The following is a 21,004-nucleotide window of genomic DNA, read 5'->3' as shown; positions in this document are numbered from 1 at the left end:
CGGGATGTCGGCGACGGACAGCACGTGCTCGACGAGGGCGCTGTCGTAGTACAGACCCAGCGCGAGCTCGGCGTGGCCCCCGTCGAGTCGCTCGAGTCGGCTCAGAAAGTGCTCGTCATGCTGCATGCGTGGCCTCGGGACCGGTCCATGGTCCCCGACGACGTCACGCTCGATCAACCCGGGTTTCGCTCAGTCTTTCGGAATCGACTCGGCGTCCTTCAAAAATCGCGCGAGCCCGCTGTCGGTCAGCGGGTGGTGGATCAGCTTGGCGATCACACCAAACGGGATCGTCGCAACGTGTGCGCGCAGGCGCAGGGCCTCGACCACGTGGGTCGGCGAGCGCACCGAGGCGACGAGCACCTGGGTGTCGAGCTCGTAGGAGTCGTACATGTCGACGATCTGTTCCACGAGGCCCATGCCGTCGTGGCCGATGTCGTCGAGCCGGCCGACGAACGGCGAGATGTACGTCGCGCCAGCCTTGGCCGCCAGCAGCGCCTGCAGCGGGGAGAAGCACAGCGTCACGTTGGTCTTGATGCCCTCGTCGGTCAGCGTGACCACGGCTCGGATCCCCGCCTCGATCAGCGGCACCTTCACGACGATGTTGGGGGCGATCGCTGCGAGCTCGCGGGCCTCGTCGATCATCGCGTCGTACTCGGTTGCGAGCACCTCGGCGCTGACGGGGCCGGGGACCAACGCGCAGATCTCTTCGAGGACCGTGCGCATCTTCTTGCCCGACTGGGCGACCAGCGAAGGGTTGGTGGTCACGCCATCGAGCACGCCCATCGCCTGGGCCGCCTCGATCTCTCCAATGTCCGCGGTGTCGATGAACAGCTGCATGTCACGGTGGTGATCGCCGAAGGTCAGCCGCGATGCAAGCGAGAACCACTCTTCGAACTTACTGCCTGAGCGCGCCCAACAGCGCGTCCGCCTCGGAGATCGGCATCGAGCAGGTCTGAGCCCGGCACACCAGCGCGTCTGCTGCAGCCGCGTCGGCGCGCTCAACCAAGGAGATCGCGACCGGCGAGGCCAGCGACCCTCGGCGCTTGCGAACGGCGGCGGCGAGTTGCTGGCCCTGCGCGGCCTCAACTGCGCGGATCGTCACGTGCACGGCCCGATCACTGGCCCACTGTGCGGCGTTGATCAGCCCGGCGAACGCAAACGGCTGAGCGCTGGCCTTGTGGAACCGGCTGAGCGTCTGCTCGATCAGCGCGCGGCTCCCCGCTGGCGCAGCGGCGTGGCCGGCCGCGCCGCCGAGATCGAGTCGGGCGAGCAGCTCGATCGCGGCCGCGAGACCACTTTGCAGCGGAGAGTCGTGCTGGCTCTCGGTCCGCTCGATCAGCGGCTCGCCATCGTCGGCGGTGGTGAACAGCCCGCCGCCCTCGCGCGCGTAGTGCTGGATCACCTCCGCGGCGAGTCGCTCGGCCTCGTCGTGCCAGCGCGGGTCGAGGGTCAGCTCGTGCAGATCCAGGCAGGCCCGGCCGAGCAGGGCGACGTCCTCGAGGTAGGCCCGCGTGTGACCGACGCCCTCCCACGAAGCCCGGAGCAGGCGCTGGTCTGAATCGCGGTGCAGCGTGAGCATCACCTGCGCGGCCCGACCCGCGACGGCGGTCCACTGCTCGGTGCGCGCCGCGTCGCCCCATGCCTCGGCGGCGATCGCTGCCCGACAAAAACCAGAGATCGCCAGAGCGTTCCAGGCGGTCAGCAATTTCTCGTCCCGCAGCGGCGCGACCCGGCCGTAGCGCAGCTCGAGCAGCTTGGCGCGTGCCGCTTGCAGCTCGGCGTCGAGCGCAGGCGGGATCGGCTCGGGTCGATGCAAGGCCGACATGCCGTGCTCGAAGTTGCCTTCGGGTGTGACGCCGTGCGCCCGCGCGAAGGTCTTGCCCATGGCCTCGCCGAGCGCGTCGTCGAGCTGCGCGGGCGTCCAACAAAAATACTTGCCCTCGACGCCCTCGCTGTCGGCGTCGGTCGCCGAATAAAACGCGCCTTGCCCCGGCCCGGAGCTGACCATCATGTCCGCGACGAGGTAGTCGGCGGTCTCCTCGACGACCCGGCGCAGGTACGCCAGCTGCCCCGTGGCCCCATACGCGACGCTGGCGTCGGCGTAGAGCGCGAGCAGCAGCGCGTTGTCGTAGAGCATCTTCTCGAAGTGAGGGATCAGCCACTCGCGGTCGGTGCTGTAGCGGGCAAACCCGCCGCGCAGGTGATCGTAGATGCCGCCGCGCCACATCTTCTCGAGCGTGAGGCGCAGCGCCGGGCCGGCGTCGCCCCGCGGATCATCACGGCTGCGCGCAAGCAAGAGCTGCAGACCCGGAACATTGGGAAACTTTGGCGCGCGCCCCAGCCCACCCCACTCGGGATCGACCCGCTCGACCAACCGGCGCCCAGCGTCGACCCACGCGGCGGGGCTCGTCAAGCTCAGATCCGGCCCGGCCGCGGCGTCTTCGTCGATGCTCTTGGCGAGCTCGGCGAATCCGTTCATGAACGCCTGGGCCTGCGAGAGCGCGTCGTCGCGTCGCTCGGTCCACAGCTGCGAGAGCGCGAGCAACAGCTTGGCGAACCCGGGTCGCCCGTAGCGATCTTCGGCGGGAAAGTAGGTCCCGCCGTAGAACGGGCGCTGGTCGGGGGTCAAGAACACGGTCAGCGGCCAGCCGCCGCCCTGGCCCATCAGCGCGACCACCTTCCGATAGATCGCGTCGATGTCGGGCCGCTCCTCGCGGTCGACCTTGATGTTCACGAAGTGCTGGTTCATCAGCGCCGCGATGCTGGGGTCCTCGAAGGACTCGTGCGCCATCACGTGACACCAGTGGCACGCGCTGTAACCAACCGAGAGCAGGATCGGCTTGTCCTCGTGCTTCGCGCGGGTCAGCGCCTCGGGGCCCCAGGGGTACCAGTCGACCGGGTTGTCGGCGTGTTGGCGCAGGTAGGGGCTGGTCGAGGTGGCCAGCCGGTTGGGGCCGCTGGACCGGTCGTCGGGATCGGACATCGCTCTCAGTGTGACCGACCTTCGTCAGGAGATCTCGAGTGAGCCCGGGCTCGCGGCTCGCGCTGGTGCGTCAGCTCTCACCCAGGTCAATCAAAACCCGGGGCGCCGCTTTGGCTGGCCACGAAAAGTTGCTATGTTCCGCGCCCCTCCGGAGAGGTGTCCGAGTGGTCGAAGGTGCCAGACTCGAAATCTGGTGTGGCGCAAGTCACCGTGGGTTCGAATCCCACCCTCTCCGCTACCTGAAAATCTAGCCCAGAGCCGCCCGCCAGAGAACGGGTTGCTCAAGCTCGTCTCGAGCGCCGCTCGAGCACACCTGGAGAGGTGTCCGAGTGGTCGAAGGTGCATGATTGGAAATCATGTGTGGGGCAACCCACCGCGGGTTCGAATCCCGCCCTCTCCGTCGGTTGACATGCAGATCGTGTACAACCGTTCATGCCCCGGGTGACGTTTCTCCCCCTAACTCCGCCAGGTCCGGAAGGAAGCAACGGTACAGGGGAGAGCGGGTGCCCGTGGGCTTACCTGTTTTTACGCCGAGCCGGCCCCGACGCGGCCCGTGCGAAGCGAGGGTGGCGGCGCGCGCGGAGGCGAAGCCGAGCACGGGTCGCGTCGGGAACGGCTCGGGGTAAAACCAGCCATGCCGTACGTCGAGTATGCCTGCGAGGGACGCCTGCTGTTTCGGACGGAGACGACCGAGGCCGCGCAATTTGTGCCGCGTGTGCACGAGATCGTGGTGATCGATGACGAGCCCTACCAGGTGGTCGACGTCGAGTACTGGGCGCGGCGGCTGGGATCGACGGACCGCCGGTTCGTGTGGCCGACTGTCTACGTGATCCCGCTGTCAAGTGAGGACTGGAAGCTCAGGCTCGAGCGACGCAACCTAAAAGTGAAGCCCGACGGGCCGCCGGTGCGGTACTGACGTAGTCTGGAGGCGCGTGGCCTTGCTGCGACCAGACCTGATGCAGGCGCTGCTGCCCGCGCGTGAGCGTGAGCGCATCGAAGCTTACGCGCTCGACGACGCGGGCGCGGGCACGGATGTGTTTGGGACCTCGGCGACGGGGATCGGCAACGCGTATGCGCTGGCTTACTGGCTGCACCGCTACTACTTCCGCGTGGTCTCGACCGGGCACGAGAACATCCCGCTGTCGCGCGGCGGAGTGGTGGTTGGCAACCACAGCGGGGTGCTGCCGTTCGACGGCGTGATGATCTCGACCGACGTGTTTCGGCATACGGATCCACCCCGGCTGGTCCGGTTCATGGTCGACTTCTTCGTCTACAGCATGCCCTACCTCGGGACGCTGTTTCGCAGCCTGGGTCAGGTCCCGGGCACGCGGCGGAACTTCGACGGGCTGATCGAAGAGGGCCACCTCGTGGGGATCTTTCCCGAGGGCGCCGACGCGCTGGGCAAGCCGGCCGAAGATCGCTACGAGCTGTTTCCGTTCTCGCACGGTCACGTGGAGCTGGCGGCGCGGCATGGAGCACCGGTGGTCCCGTTTGGCGTGGTCGGTGCGGAGGAACAACAGACGGTGATCACCAACCTGCAGCCGCTCGCGCGGGCGCTCAACCTGCCGTTCATCCCGGTCACGCGCACGTTCCCTTGGTTCGGGCCGGCGGGGTTGCTGCCCAAGCCGGTCCGCTACTTCATCCACTACGGCGAGCCGCTCGAGATCGACCCCGCCGTGCTCGAGAGCATCGAGGTCCGCGCGACGGAGGTCGAGCGGGTTCGCGACGCGGTCCGCGAGCAGATCCGCGTTGGGCTCGAGCATCGACGGCTCGTGAACGAGGGGCGCGCATGAGCGAAGGTCCAGATCACCCGCACGAGCACGGCCCGATCAACGGTTCAGGGTCAGGGAGTGGGTCAGGGAGCGGGCCGAGCGTGCCCGACCCGCTCGATCAGGTTCACCAAATCGTGGCTTCGACGCCCTCGCTGCTTCGCCCAGGACCGAGGCGGGTGCTGATCGCGGGCGCGCGGCGCAAGATAGCTGCCGAGCTGATCGCGTGCCTGCTCGAGGATCGGCGGATCGAGAAGATCCTGGCGGTCGGGGAGGGCGCGTGCCCGCCGGGGCTGCTCGGCCACGATCCCAACCGCTTCATGTTCCACAGCGCGACCCTGGATCGGCGCCGACAGGTCGACAACCTGTTCCTGTTCGAGGAATTCCGTGAGCGCCCGCTCGACACGGTCGTCCACCTGGCGTTCTCGGGTAACCCCAAGGGCTACGACGTCTCGCGCCACGAGTACAACGTCAACGCGGCCCGCCACCTGCTCGACGCGAGCTTGCGCCACGGGGTCGGCAAGTATGTGTTCTTGTCGAGCGACGCGGTCTATGCCATTGGCCCGCGCGGGGACTACAAGGTCGCCGAGGACGCCGAGCTCAACCTGGATCCGAGCTCGCCCAAGTCGGTGCGCGACATCATCGACGCGGAATTTTACTGCCGGGCCAAGATGGACTCGCCCGCGTGCGAGGTCATGGTTCTGCGTCCGGCCGGGGTCATCGGTGGTGGCGTGATGTCGGGGCTGAATTTGTTGTTCGAGAGCCACCCGCCCGTGCTCCCGATCGGCTTCGATCCGATGATCAACCCCACGACCAAAGAGCGGCTCGCTCGCGACATTCAGCTCGCGTTGATGCTGCGCGGCAAGGGCGTGTACAACATCGCAGGACCCTCTCCGGGGCCGTTGACGCGGTTTTTGGAGCAGCGCGGGATCACGCCCATGCGGGTGCCCGGTCCGCTGCTGCGGCAGGCCAACCGGCTGCAGCGGATGCTGGGTCAGACCCGCTACCACGCCGAGTACCAGCCCAAGCGTTTGTTCTACTCGCTGGTGCTCGACGACGCGCGGTTCGAGGCCGCGTTTCGGCAGCGCGCGAGCATGTTGACCGAAGGCTAGCAGCCCGTGGTGCAATGCCTCACGCCCCCTCGCTTGGCCTTTTCGCCGAGGGCAGCGTTGCCGAAACTTGCAGTACACCCGGTACAGCTGCGTTTCGACGCCTCGCCCTCGACGAAAATTCCGGCGCGAGGAGCCGCGATGCATTGCACCACGGGCTGCTAGGCGTTCGCATGCGCGGCTCATGTCTGATCACGGGACGTGACTGAAGGCGTTCGTGCTGGCCCGCCAATATAGAGACGCCCGCGCCACCAGAGGTGACGCGGGCGCCAGTTTGTGTGTGTGAGTGGTGAAGGTTAGCCAGCCACGCGCAGCGTGGTCTCGCCCTCGACGATCAAGTAGTCCTTGATCTTGGCGAAGGTCTTCTGCCCGATGCCCCGAATGCGCATGATGTTGTTGCGCTGCTGGTACTTGTGGGTCTCTCGGTAGCTGATGATCCGCGCGGCGATCGAGGGGCCGATCCCCGGCAGCAGCTCGAGCTCGGCCGAGCTCGCGGTGTTGATGTTGACCTGCCCCTCGAGGGTCACGGCGGCGTCGAAGCGGTCGGCGCCATCGAGCTCGACTTGCTCGGTTGCGGCGCCCTCGACTTGCGCGGGCGCGGCCGCGAGCGCGGAGCTGCCGACGAGCGTGGCGAGGGCGAGGGCGAATGTGGTGGTGATGGTGCGGATGGTCTTGTTCATGACGCCCGTACACAAAGCACGTGGTCTGCCAATGATCGAAATCCAATGATCACGGATAGTTATGGAAATCCAGCAATTTAAGGTGGCCCGTGGACGGGACGATCGGCGGGACGGTGGCCCGCTGGCGGGCCACCTCGAGCGTCCGCGCCACGTCAATCGTTGCGTGGCGGTCCGAACCAAGTGGCGAGGGCGTCGGGCAGCGCTGGATCAGCGAGATCGCCGACCCACGCGACGTGGCCGTCGGGTCGGATCAAGACAGCTGCGGGCGCCGGGACCTCGCCGAGCACGGGGAGCTCCCAAGTTCCGTCGTAGGTGGCGTCGACGAGCTGGACGCGACCGGCCCACGGCGTGATGTCGAAGCGGCCGGGCTCGCCGAGGTCGAGCAGCACAGCCTTGGCGGCGTGAAGGTGGGTGAACACCCGCTGCGGGCCGCGGGCGGTGTTCAGGTCGAGGTCGGGCATCCGGCGCCCGAGCAGCGGGTGCCCGTCGCCGAGATCGTAGTGGATGTCGAGACCCGAGAGCATGCCGCCGATCCGCTTGCGGGGCTCGTCCATCCCGAGCAGGTCGGCCATCGTCTCGCGGGCGGCTTGGTGCTGGGCATCGGTCTTTGCGAGCACGACCTGGACCATGGTGGAACGCAAGACCCGGGCGCCGACCGGGTGTCGCTCGGCGTGATAGCTGTCCAGCAGGCTCGCCGGGGACGTGCCATGCACCACTTGGGCGAGCTTCCAGCCGAGGTTGACCGCGTCCTGCACCCCGGTGTTGAGGCCCTGCCCTCCGTGCGGGGGATGGATGTGCGCCGCGTCGCCGGCCAGCAACACCCGACGATCCCGATATGCCGCCGCCTGCCGGGCCGCGTCGGTGAAGCTGGAGATCCAAGTTGGGCTGTGCACACCGAAGTCGGTGCCGTAGACGCTGACCAGCGCCTCGCTGAGATCGCGCATGGTCGGCTGACCGGTGCGCTCGAGGTTTCGCTCGGTCAGCACCACCCGGATCGGCCCACCGTCTGCGAGCCGGCTCAGGCCGTGAGTCCCGGTTGCGTCGTGGCGCATGCCATAGGGGGGCTCCTCCGCCATCTCGACCTCGGCGATCAGGTAGCTGATCGTCGCGTCCCACCCCGGGAAGTCGATCCCGGCCGCGGTGCGGACCAGGCTTCGCCCGCCGTCGCACCCGACGAGATACGCGGCGCCCAAGGTGCGACCGTCGGAGAGCTCGACGTCGACGCCCGCGTCGTGCTGGGTGAACCCCGTCACCTCTCGCTGGCGATGGATCGGGACCCCCAGCTCCTCGACCCAGCCGGCCAAGATCTGCTCGAACCGGCGCTGCCACAGCGCCAGCCCGTAGGGGTGCCGGGTCGGGAAGTCGCTGATGTCGAGCAGGGTCGAGGCCAACACCTGGACCTGCGCGGTCTGGCCTTGCGACACGAATCGGTCGGCGATGCCGCGCTGGTCGAGCACCTCGATCGTGCGCGCGTGCAGACCTCCGGCCCGCGACCCATCGAGCTTCTGGCTGGCGCGGCGCTCGACGATCCCGACGTCGACCCCGGCCAACGCCAGCTCGCCCGCCAGCATCAGCCCGGTCGGGCCGCCACCTGCGATGATCACCGCGTGGTCAGTCATTGCGACACCTGCCCCGCGTCACGTACTTCGTTAGCGCCACTGTCATCAACGTTCGCATCTCGTCCGCTCCTGGTTGGTGTCGGCGAAACTGCCGACAGCGGGCGTTAACAGCAGATCTGAGGCCCTTGCAGCAACGCCCCCTCCATGCGGTACAATCTCTAGTAGCTGGTCGGAAACCGTGGTTTCGGGGGGTGCCGTCATCACCCACGAAAACCACGAGCGAGCGCGTCGAGTCAACACCGACGCCCGCGCCACCAAGTGGTGACGCGGGCGCCGGAGGTGTGAGCTGGTCAGCGAGCGAGCGCTACTTGGACACGCGCAGGGTGGTCTCGCCGTCGACGGTCAAGAAGCCCTTGATCTTGTCGTAGGTCTTCTGGCCGACACCCTTGACGCGCATGAGGTTGCTGCTCTGCTCGAACCGATGGGTCTCGCGGTAGCCCACAATCCGCTCGGCGATCGACGGCCCAATCCCAGGCAGGAGCTGCAGCTCGGCCGCGCTCGCGGTGTTGATGTTGACCTGGCCCTCCAGGACCACCGCGGCGTCAAACCGGGCGTCGTCATGCACGATGGAGTTGGTGTCGAGCGCCGCGTTGGTGGGCGTGGCCGCCAGAGCGCTGCCACCGACGAGCGTGGCGAGGACGAGGGCGAAGGAGGTGGTGAGGGTGCGGATGGTCTTGTTCATGATGCTCGTACACAAAGCACGAGGTCTGCCAATGATCGGAATTCAATGATCACGGGCGGTTGGGGGAAATCATGCAATTCAAAGTGGCCCGTGGGCGGGACAGTGGCCCGGAGGTGGGCCGGCGATGGTGGCTCGCTGACGGGCCGGGGTGTCTACAACACGCGGCCGCGGACCAGCGTCGCGCGTGCAAGCTCATCGACGTTCCTCCTCGCCGCTGGATGTGTGGGAGCGCGGCGCAGCCCACGCGGCCAGGGTCTATCAGTAGCGGCGACGCTCAAACGGTCGTGTGCTTGCACGCGCTGAGTCGCTACGCGTGCAGACAGAGGTCGGGTTAGACTCTGCATGTGAGCGCCCAAGAACTCAGCACAGCGCGAAGTCCACGGTTCCTCGAGACTGTTGGCGCCGCGCTCTCTGGACAGGACCCAGCACGTGAGACGGCGGAGCTCGTCGTCGCTGCGCGCAACCAACTTCGTGCGGCCTCCGATCGCCTGTTGACGTCCAAAGATCATGAAGAGATGAACTCGGTCCTGCAAGACGTGCTGCCTGAGATTGAGATCGCGGTCCATGTTGTCAGCATGGGGATTCGCTTGATGAATGAGCCCGGAACCGCCTCGCCCACCGCAAGGATCGATCTACTCGAGGACTTGAGAGACCGGAATGTCAGTGATGATGTTGTTGAGCGAATCCGGCTCGGCTTGCTTGCGGCTGACGACGAGGCCAACCTGCTTCGCCATGTGCCGGGTGGCATCGAGGCTCATACGGAACTAGCAAAAGAAGATACGAAGGGTCGATTCCTGCTGATGACGATTGCCAAGTGGCTCTCGTCCGAAGCTGAAGAACCGGCGATCTGGGAAGATTTGACGTTCGCGTTTCTGGACGCAGCCGGACGAGCATTTGGGCTCGCGTCGGCCTTGGCAAGTCAGAATGTGCCGGACTGGTCGAGCAAAGTGGCATGACGACACGCCGGCAAATTCCATGCGATCATGTGTACGAGATCGACTCCGGCGAAGGGAGCATCGGAGCTGAGGTTGGTGGACGCCATCTTTGGCTGATCATTTCGGACCTATCCTTGCGGCGTGACAGGTTGGTCGTCGGCCTGCCACTGACGGGGCGCGATGAGAAGAGGACAAATTTCGACGTTCCATTTCGACCGGACGATATCGACGCACTTCGTGAGCCCAAAGGCATGTCGCTCAAGACCGATGGCCTTTGCTACGTATTGACGGCAAAGCCGCGCCATTTCGATGTGTCTCGGCTCCCCGCCACGCCGTACGGGAAGATGGCGCCACCGGTTGTCCACACAGCACTGCAACGCATGGGAAGCGCTTTGCTTCTCAGGGTGAGCCCGACCAAATATGACCCCCACATACAGCTTGGCACTTCGCCGACTGCAGCCGCTCGCGCGTCTGGTCGCTTCGCTCCTCGGGGCTGGCTGTACGCGGGCGCATGTGTGGCCCCCTGGTAGGGGGCTCTCAACGCGGCCGGCGATGGTGGCTCGATGACGGGCCGGGGTGTCTACAAGACCCGGCCGCGGACCAGCGTCGCGCGGACGGGGCCGGCGTCGTGGCGAAACAGCAGCGCGTCGATGATCGTGTCCATATCGCTCGAACCGAGCGCGGGCAGATCGATCACCGCCAAGTCAGCCTCGAACCCAGGCGCGACACATCCGAGCTGCGGCCGACCGAGCGCGCGCGCCCCCCCCCGGGTCGCCAGCCACAGCAGCGCTTGCGGAGCCACCGGAGCCCCGTGAAGCAGGGCGGCGTCGTGGGCAGCGGCGGCGACCCGGCGAACCGAGAAGGTCCGACCTGCGCCGACGTCGGTGCCCAAGCCCACGCGTAGACCCCGATCGAGCGCGGCGGCCAGCGGCATCGCGCCGCTGCCCAAAAAGAAATTGCTGTCGGGGCAGTGGGCAATCGCCAAGTCGCGGCTCACGAACCGCGACCACTCGTGATCGGACAGGTGAATGCAGTGGGCGAGGATCGTGCTCGCGGTGGCGCAGCCGTGGGCCTCGTAGACCCCGAGGTAGTCGCGCTGCCCGGGAAACAGCTCGAGGGTCTTGGCGATCTCGTCGAGGTTCTCGCTGATGTGGCTCTGGATCAGCAGATCGTGACTGGCTGCGAACGTGCCCGCGGCCTGCATCAGCTCCGGCGTGCAGCTGATCGCAAACCGGGGGATCATCGACAGCTGCAGGCGACCGCGATCGTAGCCGTGCCAGCGCTCGAGCAGGCCTTCGCTGGCCGCGAGCGCGTCAGTGTGCGAGCGCACCAGCGCGGCGGGGCCGTGGCGATCCATCAGCGTCAGACCGGTCGCGGCCCGCAGACCACGGCGCGCGAGCGCGGCGAACAACCGCTCGGTCGCGCCCGGATGACTGCTGCTGTAGATCGCGGCGCAGGTCGTGCCCTGGGCGATCAGGGCGTCGCAAAATTCGTCGGCCACGGTCGCGGCGTAGTCGTCGTCGGCGAAGCGCTGCTCCTCGGGGAACACCGAGCGCTCGAGCCACGGCAGCAGCGGGCCGCTGGCGCTGCCGATCACCCGGGTCTGTGGAAAGTGCAGGTGCACGTCGACGAAGCCCGGGACGATCACCGCGCCGGGCCACGTGTTGGGGACGTCACAGTCAGCCGACGCCGCTTCAACGGAGACGATCACGCCCGCGTCGTCGATGCGCAGCAGCGCGTCGGGCAGCAGGCTCACGCGCTGATGGTCGGGATCTGGCGCGAGCACGCAGCCGCGGATGGTCTGGAGGGTCGCTGTCATGGCACTGCGGACGACGGCGCACGGGTCGTAACACGATTCGTGACTGCCAGCACGCCGAGGAGAGTGTAGCGTCACCGCCCATGCAACGACTGATTGATCCTGTGCTGCTTGGCGTCGTGGCGACGCTGTCCTCGCTGAGCCTGCTCGGCTGTAGCGCTGACGACGGGGGCGACCCCGCGACGACGACGACCGAGACCGGCGATGGCGATGGCGATGGCGATGGCGATGGCGATCCAGGCGACGGCGACGGTGACCCGGGTGACGGCGACGGCGATCCGGGCGACGGCGATGGGGACCCGGGTGACGGCGACGGCGATGGGGACGGTGACGGCGACGGCGACGGCGATGGCGATGGCGATCCCGTCGCGTTCGCGCTGGCCAGCTCGGCCTTCGAGCCCGGCGGCGTGATCCCGGATCAGTACAGCTGCGTGGGTGACAACATCTCGCCGCCGCTCGAGTGGGTCGGTGCGCCGCCTGACACGGCCAGCTTCGCGGTGTTCTTCACCGACCTGAGCTTCAACTTCGACCACTCGGCGATCTGGGACATCTCCGCGGATCTCACCGGGCTCCCCGAGGCGGTCGAGCGGCAGGCGATGCCAATGTCGGTGCCAGGGGCGACCCAGGCGGTGTCCTACGCGAACTGGCCGGGCTACGCCGGACCCTGCCCGCCCAGCACCCACACCTATCAGTTCATCTTGTACGCGCTCGACGTGGCCTCGCTCGACGAGCTCGACTCTGGCTCGGGCCTTGGCGCGGCTCAGGCCGCCTTCGAGGCCCACGCGATCGACTCGGTCACGCTCGACGGTGAGTTCACCCCGCCCTGAGCTCGCGTCCACCTGCGCGTGTCCTGGTTGTCACGCGTTAGCAGCCTCGCCAGCAGCACATTGTCTCGTGTTGTTCGCGAGGCTGTGATCGATCGGTATCCGGACCCCGTCACAGTCGCGGTGAACGCAGACCCATCGATGGAGCGGACATGTCCGATTACAACGTCAAGAACCTCGAGCCCAGCGACTTCGACGACCTCATGTACCTCGAAGAGGAGGTGTTCGGCGCCGAAGGTGAGTCCACCTTGGGTCCTTACTACGTGCGACTTTGTTGTGATTTCTTCGGCCAGCACTGTTTCTTGTGCCTCAATGACGGCAAGCCGGTCGGCTATCTGTTGAGCTTCGTGCGTGATCGTGAGGCCTACTGCACGACCCTCGCCGTGACCCCCGAATTTCAGGGAACCCGCGCGGTGCCATTGTTGCTGCGCGCGTTCGTTGGCTCGATCGCAGATCGCGTTGACTCGTGCTGGTTCACGGTCAAGGCCGACAACAAGGCCGCCCGGGCCCTGCATGCCTCGCTCGGCGCCACCGAGATCGGGGTTCGCCATGGCTTCTATGGCCCCACTGACGAGCGCATCGTGTCGAAGATCGACGCCGCCGCGTTCGCCAAGCTGCGCGCTCGCTATGTCCGCCTGGGCCTGCTCACGCCGTCGCGGCCGGTCGAACCACCCTCCCCGATGCTGTACGCGAGCCCGATGCTCGCCTAGCGATCACCATGCCGACGCTGTCTTCCGCTGCCTCGTTTGTCGACGCCGACGCGCTCGGGGTCGTCTCCAAGCTCACCGCCGGACCCGCGGCGGTCCTCCGCGCGAGCCGACGGACCCGTCGGACCGCGGCGTTTCTGGCGACCAGCGCAACCCACGTCAAATCCCGACTGCTGCCGTTGACCCCGGGCCCGGCCGCCTCGCTTCGACGTCAGGGTTACAACAGCTTCATGGCGCAGAACGTGTGCGCCATCAACGGCTTCGACGTGCGGGTTCGTGGGCCGATCCCACACGGGCCGGCGCTGTTGGTCTGCAATCACGTCACGTGGCAGGACCCGATCCTGATCAATTCCGTGATCCCATCGTCGGTCGTGGCCAAGTCCGAGGTTGGCTCGTGGCCGCTGATCGGCGCGCTCACGCGGGGCCTCGAGCATCTTCTCGTCGAGCGCGGCAACGTCCACAGCGGCGCGAGCGTGCTGTTGCGGGCCAGGCAGCTGCTCGAGCGAGGCTGCAATGTGCTGACCTTCCCCGAGGGGACGACCTCGCGCGGACGCGAGATCCTGCCGTTTTATCGCGGCGTGTTTGGGCTGGCGCAGCTGACCGGCGCGCCGCTGATCCCAATGACCTTGACCCACGAGCTCGGTGACGCCGCGGCGTGGGTCGGTGACGACAGCTTCTTGCCGAACTTTGCGATGACCGTCGCGCGGCGACGGACGATCTCGTGGCTCGACCTTGGCGCGCCGATCCAGCTGAACCCCGACGAGTCCGCCGAGCAGCTCGCGGCGAGGACCCGCGCGACCATGCACACCCTGCTGCGCGCTCGCCAGGCCGCGCTCGCTACCCAAGGCACCTTTGCATGACTAAGCAACTCTCCTCGTTCGAGTACATCCGCGGCGGTCAGACGCCCTTCTTTCGGCTCCCGATCGCAGGTGGGGGTGAGTCTGGCGGCCGGATCGGCGACCCGACCCGCTTCGCTGGGGCCCGCGCGGTGATCCTTGGGGTCCCGTGGGACAGCGGCACGACCTATCTGCCTGGCGCCCGCGTGGCGCCCTACCACGTGCGCCGGGTCAGCGCGTTCGTGAGTGGTCACCACCCCAAGCACCAGCTCGATGTGTTCGAGCGGGTGCCGGCCGTCGACGGCGGCAACATCCCGACCACGCCATTCGACGCCGGGCTCATGCGCGAGGCCGTGCAAGCCGAGATCGCGGCGGTCTGCGCTGCCGGGGCCGTGCCGTTCGTGGTGGGTGGGGATCACTCGGTGACGACTCCGGTGCTGCGCGCGATCCATGCGGTCCACGGCCCGGTGTGTGTGGTCCACATCGACGCGCACTTCGACACCAGCGACGCGGCGGTGTGGGGCGACGACTTCAACCACGGCACGCCGATCCGCCACGCGATCGCCGACGGCCACGTGGCCCGCGGTGGCCTGTTTCAGATCGGGCTGCGCGGCGGCTGGAAGGACGCCGACGAGGCCCGGATCAGCCTCGGCCACGACGCGCGCCTGTTCCCGGCGTCGGTGTTCGAGCGGCGCAGCGCGGTCGAGATCGCGGACGAGATCAGGACCGCGATCGCGGATCGCCCCGTGTACCTGACGATCGACGTCGACGGCGTCGACCCGGCGTTCTGCCCCGGAACCGGCACCCCCGTGCCCGGCGGCCTGACCACGCGCGAGGTCCTGTGTCTGCTCGACAACCTCGCGGGCGTGAGGGTCGTGGGGATGGACCTCGTCGAGGTCTCCCCGCCGCACGACCACGCTGACATCACCAGCATCTTCGCCGCCCACGCCGTGTTCGCGGGCCTGGGCCTGCTCGCGGTCAGCGACGCGCAGGCCAATCCACGTCCATGATGCCCACCGCCGCGTTTGCCGACGCGATCCGCGAGCTGCCCGAGCTCGCGGATCTCCGCGACGTCATCGAGCGATTCGGCGACCGGGCCGAGACTCACGTGCTCGCGACCGTGCGCCACGACGGCGTCGAGTTTCCGATCATCGGCGTCGTCGTCGGGGCCACCCGCCCCAGCGCGCCGACGCTCGCGCTGGTCGGCGGCGTGCATGGGCTCGAGCGGATCGGGACCCGGGTGGTGCTGGCCGGCATGCACACGATCGCCACCTTCCTGACCTGGGACCGCATGCTGAACGCGGCGCTCGCCGATCTCCGCGTGGTGTTCTTGCCGCTGCTCAACCCCGTCGGCATGTGGATGCGGCGGCGCTGCAACGGCAGCGGCGTCGATCTCATGCGCAACGCCCCGCCTCACCCCGACGCCTCGGCCACGCCGCTGGTCGGTGGTCAGCGCGTGAGCAACAAGCTGCCCTGGTATCAAGGTGACGAGGGGGCGCCGATGCAGCTCGAGTCCCGGGTGCTGTGTGATTTCATCCGCGAGTGGGTGTTTCCGGCCCGCCAGTCGATCGTGCTCGACGTGCACTCCGGGTTTGGGACCGTCGACCGCATCTGGTTTCCGTACGCGTACACGCGCCGACCGTTCCCGTCGCTCGCCGAGGTCTACGCGCTCAAGCGCTTGCTCGACGAGACCCTGCCCAATCACGTCTACGCGATGGAGCCGATCTCGAGCAGCTATTTGGTTCAGGGCGATCTCTGGGACCACCTCTACGACGAGCACGGCGACGGACGGAGCCCCGACACCCGCCACCGCACGCTCGATCAGGCCCATCGACTGCCGCGCGAGCCACGTTACCGCGGACCCTTCTTGCCGCTCACGCTCGAGCTCGGGTCGTGGCTGTGGGTCAAGAAGAACCCGCGCCAGCTGTTCGACGTGCTGGGCGGCTTCAACCCGATCCGGCCGCATCGGCTGCGCCGCACCCTGCGGCGCCACATTCCGCTGATCGAGTTCTTGCTGCGCGCGGTCGCGGGCGCCGAGATCTGGTCGGTGTTCGACGGGCACGAGCGCCAGCGCATGGAGTCGGAGGCGTTCTCGCTGTGGTTCACGTGACGGACAAAGGCCCGCGCCGGTTCGTGCTCGTGCGCGGGCTCGGCCGCGAGGCTGGCCACTGGCACACCTTTGATCGTGACCTGCGTGAGTCGTTCGCCAGCGCGATCGTCGAGCGCCACGATCTGCCCGGCAACGGCGAGCTGTGGCACGAGCCCAGCCCGATCAGCACCGCTGACATGGCCGCGGATCTGCGTCGGCGCGTGTGGGCTCAGGATCGCCAGCCGCCGATCCTGATCGGCGTCTCGCTGGGCGCGATGGTGTGTCTCGACTGGCTGCGCAGGTGGCCGAGCGACGCGGTCGTGGGTCTGGTTGCGATCAACACGAGCGTCGGTGGGATCTCTCGTCCGTGGGAGCGGCTCAGGATCGTCGGCTTGCTCGACACGCTCGCGGCCCTCGCTACCCGCGACCCGATCGCCCGCGAGCGAGCGATCCTCGCGCTCACGACCACCGGCCACGCCAGCAACGACGAGCTCGCCCGCCAGCACGCCGCGATCTATCGGGCCCGGCCGATCGCGCGACGCAACGTGCTCCGCCAGTCGCTCGCCGCCGCCCGGTTCCGGGCCTCGAGCTTGGCCACGCCGACTCCAATCTTGCTGCTCAACTCGGCCCGAGATCGCATGGTCGCGGCCAGCTGTTCGCGGGCGATCGCGGCGGCCTCCCACGCCCAGCTGGCCGTCCATCCCCGCGCCGGACACGATCTCACCCTCGATGATCCAAGCTGGTGCGTCGCTCAGATCGCGCAGTGGCTGACCCCGTCCAGCCGGGGGTGTACCCTGCGGACGTGAGCGACGCCGAGCTGCTGCAGGCCTGGGCGAGCGGCGACAAGCTCGCTGGCGAGCGCCTGTTCGAGCGCCACTTCGAGGCTGTCACCCGGTTCTTTCGCAACAAGCTGCCCGCCGATGCGCACCATGAGGATCTGATCCAGAAGACCTTCCTCGGCTGCGTCGAGGCGCGCGATCGGTTCCGCGGTGACTCCAGCTTCCGCAGCTTCTTGTTTGCGATCGCCCACAACCAGCTGGCCAAGCACTGGCGAGCGCGCAGTCGAGATCGCCTCGACCTGCAGACTGTCTCGGTGTTCGACTTGGATCCCTCGCCGAGCGCGGCTGTGGCTCGCAATCAGGAGCAACGGCAGCTGTTGCTCGCGCTGCGGCGGATCCCCCTCGACAGCCAGGTCGCGCTGGAGCTGCACTACTGGGAGTCGATGACGGCGGCTGAGATCAGCGAGGTGCTCGAGCTTCCGCTGGGGACCGCGAAGACTCGTCTGCGTCGGGCGAAGCAGCTGCTGGAGATCGAGCTGCGAGCGCTGCAGGGGTAGCTAGATGGCAGCGACCTACGCGCATCGCTTGGGCACATCGACTGGCTGATTGTTTGCTCAGGAGGTGTCAGGCCCAGGAGTCAGCCCGAGCCGCGCTGAGGTTGCTGCCGAACAAGCCGCCTTCGCGTGATAAAATGGAACGGTGAGCGATGACAGTGAACGGCGAGCTCGCGCCGAGGCCCGCGCCAATTGGCCGGGATCTCTGACGACCCTGGATGAGCAATCGGACGCCGCGATCGTGCGCCACGGTACTCCCGGTGAGCGCGTCGCCATGGTCTGGCAGATCACCCTCGACGCGTGGGCATCATCGGGCAAGCCCCTACCGGAGTACACGCGCGCGAACATGCCTGGACGGTTGCTTCGCCGGGGTACTGACTGAGTGACAGAGCGACCGCATCTGAATTCCGATTTCGTCGACCTGCTGACGACGCTGACCGACATGGGCGTCGAATTCCTCGTCGTCGGGGCCCATGCGCTGGCGGCTCATGGTGTCGTGCGCAGCACCGGCGATCTGGACATCCTGGTTCGGCCAAGCGTAGAGAAAACGCGAGGCGGGTGTGCGCTGCGCTGCGATCGTTCGGCGCCCCAATTAGCACGCACGGTGTCTCGGAGCATGACTTCGCCCGTGTCGACACTGTGTATCAGCTGGGTCTGCCGCCACGCCGAATCGATCTCCTCACCAGTATTTCGGGCATCAATTTCGACGGCGCCTGGGCTGAAAGCTTGACGGTGGAGACGGAGGGCGTTGTGTTTCGGGTGCCGAGTCGAGACGCGCTGCTCATCAACAAGCGCGCGAGTGGACGGCCAAAGGACCTCGATGACGTACGCCGCCTCGAAGCGACCAACCCTCTGATCGATGCGGAGTCCAACGACGAGAAACCTCGTGGCTCGTAACCCGGGCCGACACCAGAGGCGCTCGCGCGAGATAAGGCCCACGCAGAGTCGCTGGACTAAGTCCTTCGATCTTTTTTCAGCTTCTCGCTCAACCACGCGCCGAGCTACCCAGTCCAAGCCAAACTTCCCCTTGTCTATCGCGGCTCAATGTGGAGAATGCCGAGGTGGCAGCCACCAAGCCTTCCGTGACAATTGCAGCCCTGACGCTGGCCCTGGCTTCGCTGGGCGCCTGCAGCTCAAAGAGCACGCCCAGGATCCGGACCTGGGAGTTGACCTTCGACGACGCCAGCGCCCCCATCGGCGCCCGCGTGCTGATCGGCGAGCACGTCGTTGGAGCCATCGAGGCGCCCGCGTCCTACGATACTGGTCGCAAGCTGCCCTACGTGCGCGGACCGATCCCACCGGAGGTCGAGAGCATCGCCACCGCGGCCGTCGAGGTCGAAGTGGCCTCCCCGTGCGGGACCACGCGAATACCTGTGACCATGGTCCCCAAAGAGGGCCGCGCCAGCCCGCTGCTGCACCTCGACACGTCCAAGACCATGACGACGACCTTGGTGTGGTCGGCGTTGCCGAGCAAGACCAAGTTCAAGATCGGCGAGGTCGAGCCCCGCGTGAACATGGGCCACTTCCTCGTCAACAGTCTCGACTGCGCGCCCCGCCACAGCCTCACGGTTGATGGCGCGGCCGTCGGAGAGCTCGAGCTCACCGACGAGGCGCTCGTGGGTGTGTTCGTCGCCAAGGACTCGAGCACCTGCTACGAGGTCACCGTCGCCAGCTTCGGCCGGGACGGGGGCGCCACCCACAAGACCATCTTGCGCGGCAAGCCGATCTATCCGTTTCCCCACGCGCAAATCGATTACCGGGACAAGCCGGTCCCCGAGATCCTCTCGGTCAGCGAGGGTACGGTTGGGGTGACGAAGGTCGGAGTCAGCGAGATCGACTGCGGCGCGGTTCCTGACTGATCGCGCTAGCGGGCCACGAGCTCGAGAATGCCTGCATCATCCTCGCTGAATTCGCCGGCGATCGAAGGATTCGCGGGCGCCACACGTGCACCGTGGGTGTCGGCCTCGAGCGTCAAGACGCCCTCACGCTGGTGGTTCGTGCGAAGCCAAATCGTCTGACGTGAACCGATTGAAGGCCCCGGCTCGGCGTCGAGGCCCTGGCTCTCGCGCAGCTTCCACCCGCGGGCGAGCAGCAATTGTCGGCTGTCGCCGGTCTTGGCTCGAATCGTCAGTCGTTGGATCCAGCGTGTCGGCACCCGACCCGCGGTCACCTGCTCGAATTGAACGTAGCGCGGGACCCCCATGGAGCGCTCGTACGCGGGATCATCGACCTCGACCACGACACACGCGGCGGGCTCAGTCGCAAATTCGGCGCAGGCCTCGAATCGCTCGGGATCGATCCACGGTGCGTCGTCGTGGGACCAAGCCGCGCTCAGCTTCCAGTCGAGCTCGACGCAGCGCCAACCATCGAACTCGCTCAGCTCGGCGCACGCGGAGCCAGCCAGCGCGAGGATCTGAGAGGCTGTCCCGTCCTTTGCTCGACCCACGGCTTCGGGCCCGAAGGTCCGCGCGGCGTTGACCAGGTCCTGGCCATCGGGCGCCCGGATCCACGGACCGAGCTGCGTCAGCGAGACGCCGGCCTGGTCGCGCAGGTCCGCGTCGATCGTCGCTACATCTGCGTAGGTCCAGCTTCGATCCTCGCTCAGCCGCGCGCCGAGCTGCCAGGTGGCGAACAGCCCGGCGAGCACGCTGGCGGCCAGGCCGGCCCGAGGGTCGACGCGCTCGGGCAGCGTGAGCACCACGACGACCAACGCCGGGATCGCGGCGCCGACGTAGCGCGCCTCGAAGGGCTGACCGCCCAGCGCGGCGCCCAGACCGATCACGGTGAAGATCGCCCCGCCGAGCCAGGCCAGCGCGACCAGACCACGCCACTGCTCGGGCAGCCGCAGCCAGCGTGGACGCAGGGCCGCGCCAGCAGGGACACCCACGATGATCGCCAGGATCAGGCACCAGCCGATCGGTGAACCAAGCAGCGTCTGCAGGTTGGCGATGAACACCTTGGTGTCGAAGGCGAGCAGGCCGAGCGACGGCCCCGCGACGACCAACCACCGCGCGTGACGATCTTCAGTGACCGCGCCAACCAGCACACTCGCAGCCGGCCACGCGACGAGATGGACGATGTGTCCGTGGTACGCACCGACGATCCCCAGCGCGACGCCGACCGCCCAACCACGGCGCGCGGTCCGAGCGAGCTGGGCGCAGCTGACAGTGATCAGCGCGAGCGGAGCGGTGGCGAGGGTCGGGTTCCACAGCAACGGGTGGTCGGCGGCGGTCGGAAGGGCCCAGGCCGCGAGCCCGGCGACGGCGAGGCCAGCTCGGGCACCTGCGAGCGAGCGCGCGAGCTCGGCGAGCATCACGACCCCCGCGACCGTCAGCGCGATGAACACCAGGTGATGGATCTGCGGCGTGAGCCCCAGACGCAGCAACCCCGCGAGCATCACCAGCAGCAGCCGGCCCTGATCGAGACCGGGGACGGAGGTTCCGTGCGCGAGGCAGCCCTGGCCCTCGGCGCACAGCCGCACGAACGAATAATCGTGGATCGAGTCAGCCTGGATCGGCGGCGCAGGTCCACTGAGCCAGACATAGGCGAAGCTCAGGCAGGCCACGATCCCGACGCGGAGCACCGCGTGCTTGGACCATGCCTCGGCGACACGCACCCGCGC

At 67.5% G+C, this 21,004-nt stretch carries 21 protein-coding genes, 2 tRNA genes and 1 other RNA gene; 17 read left to right on the top strand and 7 right to left on the bottom strand.

The features are described from left to right. Positions 1-189 precede the first annotated feature (189 nt). Entirely contained in the window at positions 190-837 is a 648-nt protein-coding gene (gene fsa / locus ENSA7_RS07510) for a fructose-6-phosphate aldolase (protein WP_106088521.1), read from the bottom strand. 58 nt (positions 838-895) lie between these two features. Continuing rightward, the gene (locus tag ENSA7_RS07505) at positions 896-2,983 is read right to left on the bottom strand and encodes a thioredoxin domain-containing protein (RefSeq protein ID WP_106088520.1); all 2,088 of its coding nucleotides are present in this window, start codon (positions 2,981-2,983) and stop codon (positions 896-898) included. A gap of 150 nt (positions 2,984-3,133) precedes the next feature. On the opposite strand from ENSA7_RS07505, the gene ENSA7_RS07500 reads away from it, so the two are divergent. The 6 genes from ENSA7_RS07500 to ENSA7_RS07475 all read left to right on the top strand — a co-directional run bounded on the left by ENSA7_RS07500 (position 3,134) and on the right by ENSA7_RS07475 (position 5,864). After that, positions 3,134-3,218: transfer RNA gene (locus tag ENSA7_RS07500), tRNA-Ser, on the top strand. An 80-nt stretch (positions 3,219-3,298) separates the two neighbouring features. Then, positions 3,299-3,383 (top strand) — tRNA-Ser (locus ENSA7_RS07495). Positions 3,384-3,412: 29 nt separating this feature from the next. After that, positions 3,413-3,506: signal recognition particle sRNA small type (gene ffs / locus ENSA7_RS07490), an RNA gene on the top strand. Between the two features lie 111 nt (positions 3,507-3,617). Beyond that, positions 3,618-3,899 (top strand): hypothetical protein, encoded by a 282-nt coding sequence (locus ENSA7_RS07485; RefSeq protein ID WP_106088519.1) that lies wholly within the window; start codon positions 3,618-3,620, stop codon positions 3,897-3,899. 16 nt (positions 3,900-3,915) lie between these two features. Next, positions 3,916-4,776: a lysophospholipid acyltransferase family protein gene (locus tag ENSA7_RS07480; RefSeq protein ID WP_106088518.1), complete on the top strand. Its 861-nt coding sequence runs from the start codon at positions 3,916-3,918 to the stop codon at positions 4,774-4,776. A gap of 113 nt (positions 4,777-4,889) precedes the next feature. Beyond that, positions 4,890-5,864: an NAD-dependent epimerase/dehydratase family protein gene (locus ENSA7_RS07475; RefSeq protein WP_181233383.1), complete on the top strand. Its 975-nt coding sequence runs from the start codon at positions 4,890-4,892 to the stop codon at positions 5,862-5,864. Positions 5,865-6,157: 293 nt separating this feature from the next. On the opposite strand, the gene ENSA7_RS07470 is transcribed toward ENSA7_RS07475, so the two are convergent. From ENSA7_RS07470 to ENSA7_RS07460, 3 genes are all read right to left on the bottom strand, one after another. Further along, the gene (locus ENSA7_RS07470; protein WP_106088516.1) at positions 6,158-6,541 is read right to left on the bottom strand and encodes a ComEA family DNA-binding protein; all 384 of its coding nucleotides are present in this window, start codon (positions 6,539-6,541) and stop codon (positions 6,158-6,160) included. Between the two features lie 152 nt (positions 6,542-6,693). Further along, the gene (locus tag ENSA7_RS07465; RefSeq protein ID WP_106088515.1) at positions 6,694-8,160 is read right to left on the bottom strand and encodes an FAD-dependent monooxygenase; all 1,467 of its coding nucleotides are present in this window, start codon (positions 8,158-8,160) and stop codon (positions 6,694-6,696) included. A 304-nt stretch (positions 8,161-8,464) separates the two neighbouring features. After that, on the bottom strand, positions 8,465-8,842 hold the full coding sequence (locus ENSA7_RS07460; RefSeq protein WP_106088514.1) for a ComEA family DNA-binding protein: 378 nt from the start codon (positions 8,840-8,842) through the stop codon (positions 8,465-8,467). 344 nt (positions 8,843-9,186) lie between these two features. Here ENSA7_RS07460 and ENSA7_RS42105 point away from each other — a divergent pair, with 344 nt between their 5' ends. Both ENSA7_RS42105 and ENSA7_RS46100 read left to right on the top strand, forming a co-directional pair. Further along, complete coding sequence (locus ENSA7_RS42105; RefSeq protein ID WP_146157444.1) at positions 9,187-9,798, top strand: hypothetical protein; 612 nt, start codon at positions 9,187-9,189, stop codon at positions 9,796-9,798. Continuing rightward, a complete protein-coding gene (locus tag ENSA7_RS46100; protein WP_146157443.1) occupies positions 9,795-10,307 on the top strand; it encodes a type II toxin-antitoxin system PemK/MazF family toxin in 513 nt (170 codons plus the stop codon). Before ENSA7_RS42105 ends, ENSA7_RS46100 begins: the two co-directional genes overlap by 4 nt. Positions 10,308-10,357: 50 nt before the next feature. Here the strand turns inward: ENSA7_RS46100 and ENSA7_RS07455 are convergent, their stop codons facing one another. After that, complete coding sequence (locus tag ENSA7_RS07455; RefSeq protein ID WP_106088513.1) at positions 10,358-11,596, bottom strand: guanine deaminase; 1,239 nt, start codon at positions 11,594-11,596, stop codon at positions 10,358-10,360. An 80-nt stretch (positions 11,597-11,676) separates the two neighbouring features. On the opposite strand from ENSA7_RS07455, the gene ENSA7_RS07450 reads away from it, so the two are divergent. The 9 genes from ENSA7_RS07450 to ENSA7_RS07410 all read left to right on the top strand — a co-directional run bounded on the left by ENSA7_RS07450 (position 11,677) and on the right by ENSA7_RS07410 (position 19,241). Then, positions 11,677-12,420 (top strand): YbhB/YbcL family Raf kinase inhibitor-like protein, encoded by a 744-nt coding sequence (locus ENSA7_RS07450; RefSeq protein ID WP_146157442.1) that lies wholly within the window; start codon positions 11,677-11,679, stop codon positions 12,418-12,420. A 149-nt stretch (positions 12,421-12,569) separates the two neighbouring features. Then, complete coding sequence (locus ENSA7_RS07445) at positions 12,570-13,127, top strand: GNAT family N-acetyltransferase (protein ID WP_106088511.1); 558 nt, start codon at positions 12,570-12,572, stop codon at positions 13,125-13,127. A gap of 8 nt (positions 13,128-13,135) precedes the next feature. Beyond that, on the top strand, positions 13,136-13,984 hold the full coding sequence (locus ENSA7_RS07440) for a lysophospholipid acyltransferase family protein (RefSeq protein WP_106088510.1): 849 nt from the start codon (positions 13,136-13,138) through the stop codon (positions 13,982-13,984). Then, on the top strand, positions 13,981-14,970 hold the full coding sequence (gene speB, locus ENSA7_RS07435) for an agmatinase (RefSeq protein ID WP_106088509.1): 990 nt from the start codon (positions 13,981-13,983) through the stop codon (positions 14,968-14,970). The genes ENSA7_RS07440 and speB overlap by 4 nt, the downstream gene beginning before the upstream one ends. Further along, the gene (locus ENSA7_RS07430) at positions 14,967-16,070 is read left to right on the top strand and encodes a DUF2817 domain-containing protein (RefSeq protein ID WP_106088508.1); all 1,104 of its coding nucleotides are present in this window, start codon (positions 14,967-14,969) and stop codon (positions 16,068-16,070) included. Before speB ends, ENSA7_RS07430 begins: the two co-directional genes overlap by 4 nt. Then, on the top strand, positions 16,067-16,855 hold the full coding sequence (locus ENSA7_RS07425; protein WP_106088507.1) for an alpha/beta fold hydrolase: 789 nt from the start codon (positions 16,067-16,069) through the stop codon (positions 16,853-16,855). Before ENSA7_RS07430 ends, ENSA7_RS07425 begins: the two co-directional genes overlap by 4 nt. Then, positions 16,852-17,385, top strand: a complete 534-nt coding sequence (locus ENSA7_RS07420) for an RNA polymerase sigma factor (RefSeq protein ID WP_106088552.1) — start codon at positions 16,852-16,854, stop codon at positions 17,383-17,385. Before ENSA7_RS07425 ends, ENSA7_RS07420 begins: the two co-directional genes overlap by 4 nt. A 636-nt stretch (positions 17,386-18,021) precedes the next feature. Beyond that, on the top strand, positions 18,022-18,279 hold the full coding sequence (locus ENSA7_RS07415; RefSeq protein ID WP_106088506.1) for a hypothetical protein: 258 nt from the start codon (positions 18,022-18,024) through the stop codon (positions 18,277-18,279). A gap of 164 nt (positions 18,280-18,443) precedes the next feature. Next, positions 18,444-19,241, top strand: coding sequence for a hypothetical protein (locus ENSA7_RS07410; RefSeq protein ID WP_146157441.1), 798 nt, complete (start codon positions 18,444-18,446; stop codon positions 19,239-19,241). A 5-nt stretch (positions 19,242-19,246) separates the two neighbouring features. Here the strand turns inward: ENSA7_RS07410 and ENSA7_RS07405 are convergent, their stop codons facing one another. Then, positions 19,247-20,998 carry a hypothetical protein gene (locus ENSA7_RS07405; protein WP_106088504.1) on the bottom strand — a complete coding sequence of 584 codons (1,752 nt, stop codon included), beginning with the start codon at positions 20,996-20,998 and terminating at the stop codon, positions 19,247-19,249. Positions 20,999-21,004: the final 6 nt, after the last annotated feature.

It is taken from the genome of Enhygromyxa salina (genome assembly GCF_002994635.1).
Taxonomy (GTDB): Bacteria; Myxococcota_A; Polyangia; order Nannocystales; family Nannocystaceae; genus Plesiocystis; species Plesiocystis salina_B.
The sequence above is the reverse complement of the archived record's forward strand: the minus strand, read 5'-3'. Positions and strand labels throughout refer to the sequence as shown.

Excerpts from the sequence above, each read along its gene's own strand:
- ENSA7_RS07430 (WP_106088508.1), top strand. The coding sequence starts at position 14,967 with ATGATGCCCACCGCCGCGTTTGCCGACGCGATCCGCGAGCTGCCCGAG.
- ENSA7_RS46100 (WP_146157443.1), top strand. The coding sequence starts at position 9,795 with ATGACGACACGCCGGCAAATTCCATGCGATCATGTGTACGAGATCGAC.
- ENSA7_RS07470 (WP_106088516.1), bottom strand. The coding sequence starts at position 6,541 with ATGAACAAGACCATCCGCACCATCACCACCACATTCGCCCTCGCCCTC.
- fsa (WP_106088521.1), bottom strand. The coding sequence starts at position 837 with ATGCAGCTGTTCATCGACACCGCGGACATTGGAGAGATCGAGGCGGCC.
- ENSA7_RS07455 (WP_106088513.1), bottom strand. The coding sequence starts at position 11,596 with ATGACAGCGACCCTCCAGACCATCCGCGGCTGCGTGCTCGCGCCAGAT.
- ENSA7_RS07445 (WP_106088511.1), top strand. The coding sequence starts at position 12,570 with ATGTCCGATTACAACGTCAAGAACCTCGAGCCCAGCGACTTCGACGAC.
- ENSA7_RS07440 (WP_106088510.1), top strand. The coding sequence starts at position 13,136 with ATGCCGACGCTGTCTTCCGCTGCCTCGTTTGTCGACGCCGACGCGCTC.
- ENSA7_RS07465 (WP_106088515.1), bottom strand. The coding sequence starts at position 8,160 with ATGACTGACCACGCGGTGATCATCGCAGGTGGCGGCCCGACCGGGCTG.
- speB (WP_106088509.1), top strand. The coding sequence starts at position 13,981 with ATGACTAAGCAACTCTCCTCGTTCGAGTACATCCGCGGCGGTCAGACG.
- ENSA7_RS07505 (WP_106088520.1), bottom strand. The coding sequence starts at position 2,983 with ATGTCCGATCCCGACGACCGGTCCAGCGGCCCCAACCGGCTGGCCACC.
- ENSA7_RS07460 (WP_106088514.1), bottom strand. The coding sequence starts at position 8,842 with ATGAACAAGACCATCCGCACCCTCACCACCTCCTTCGCCCTCGTCCTC.
- ENSA7_RS07450 (WP_146157442.1), top strand. The coding sequence starts at position 11,677 with ATGCAACGACTGATTGATCCTGTGCTGCTTGGCGTCGTGGCGACGCTG.
- ENSA7_RS07485 (WP_106088519.1), top strand. The coding sequence starts at position 3,618 with ATGCCGTACGTCGAGTATGCCTGCGAGGGACGCCTGCTGTTTCGGACG.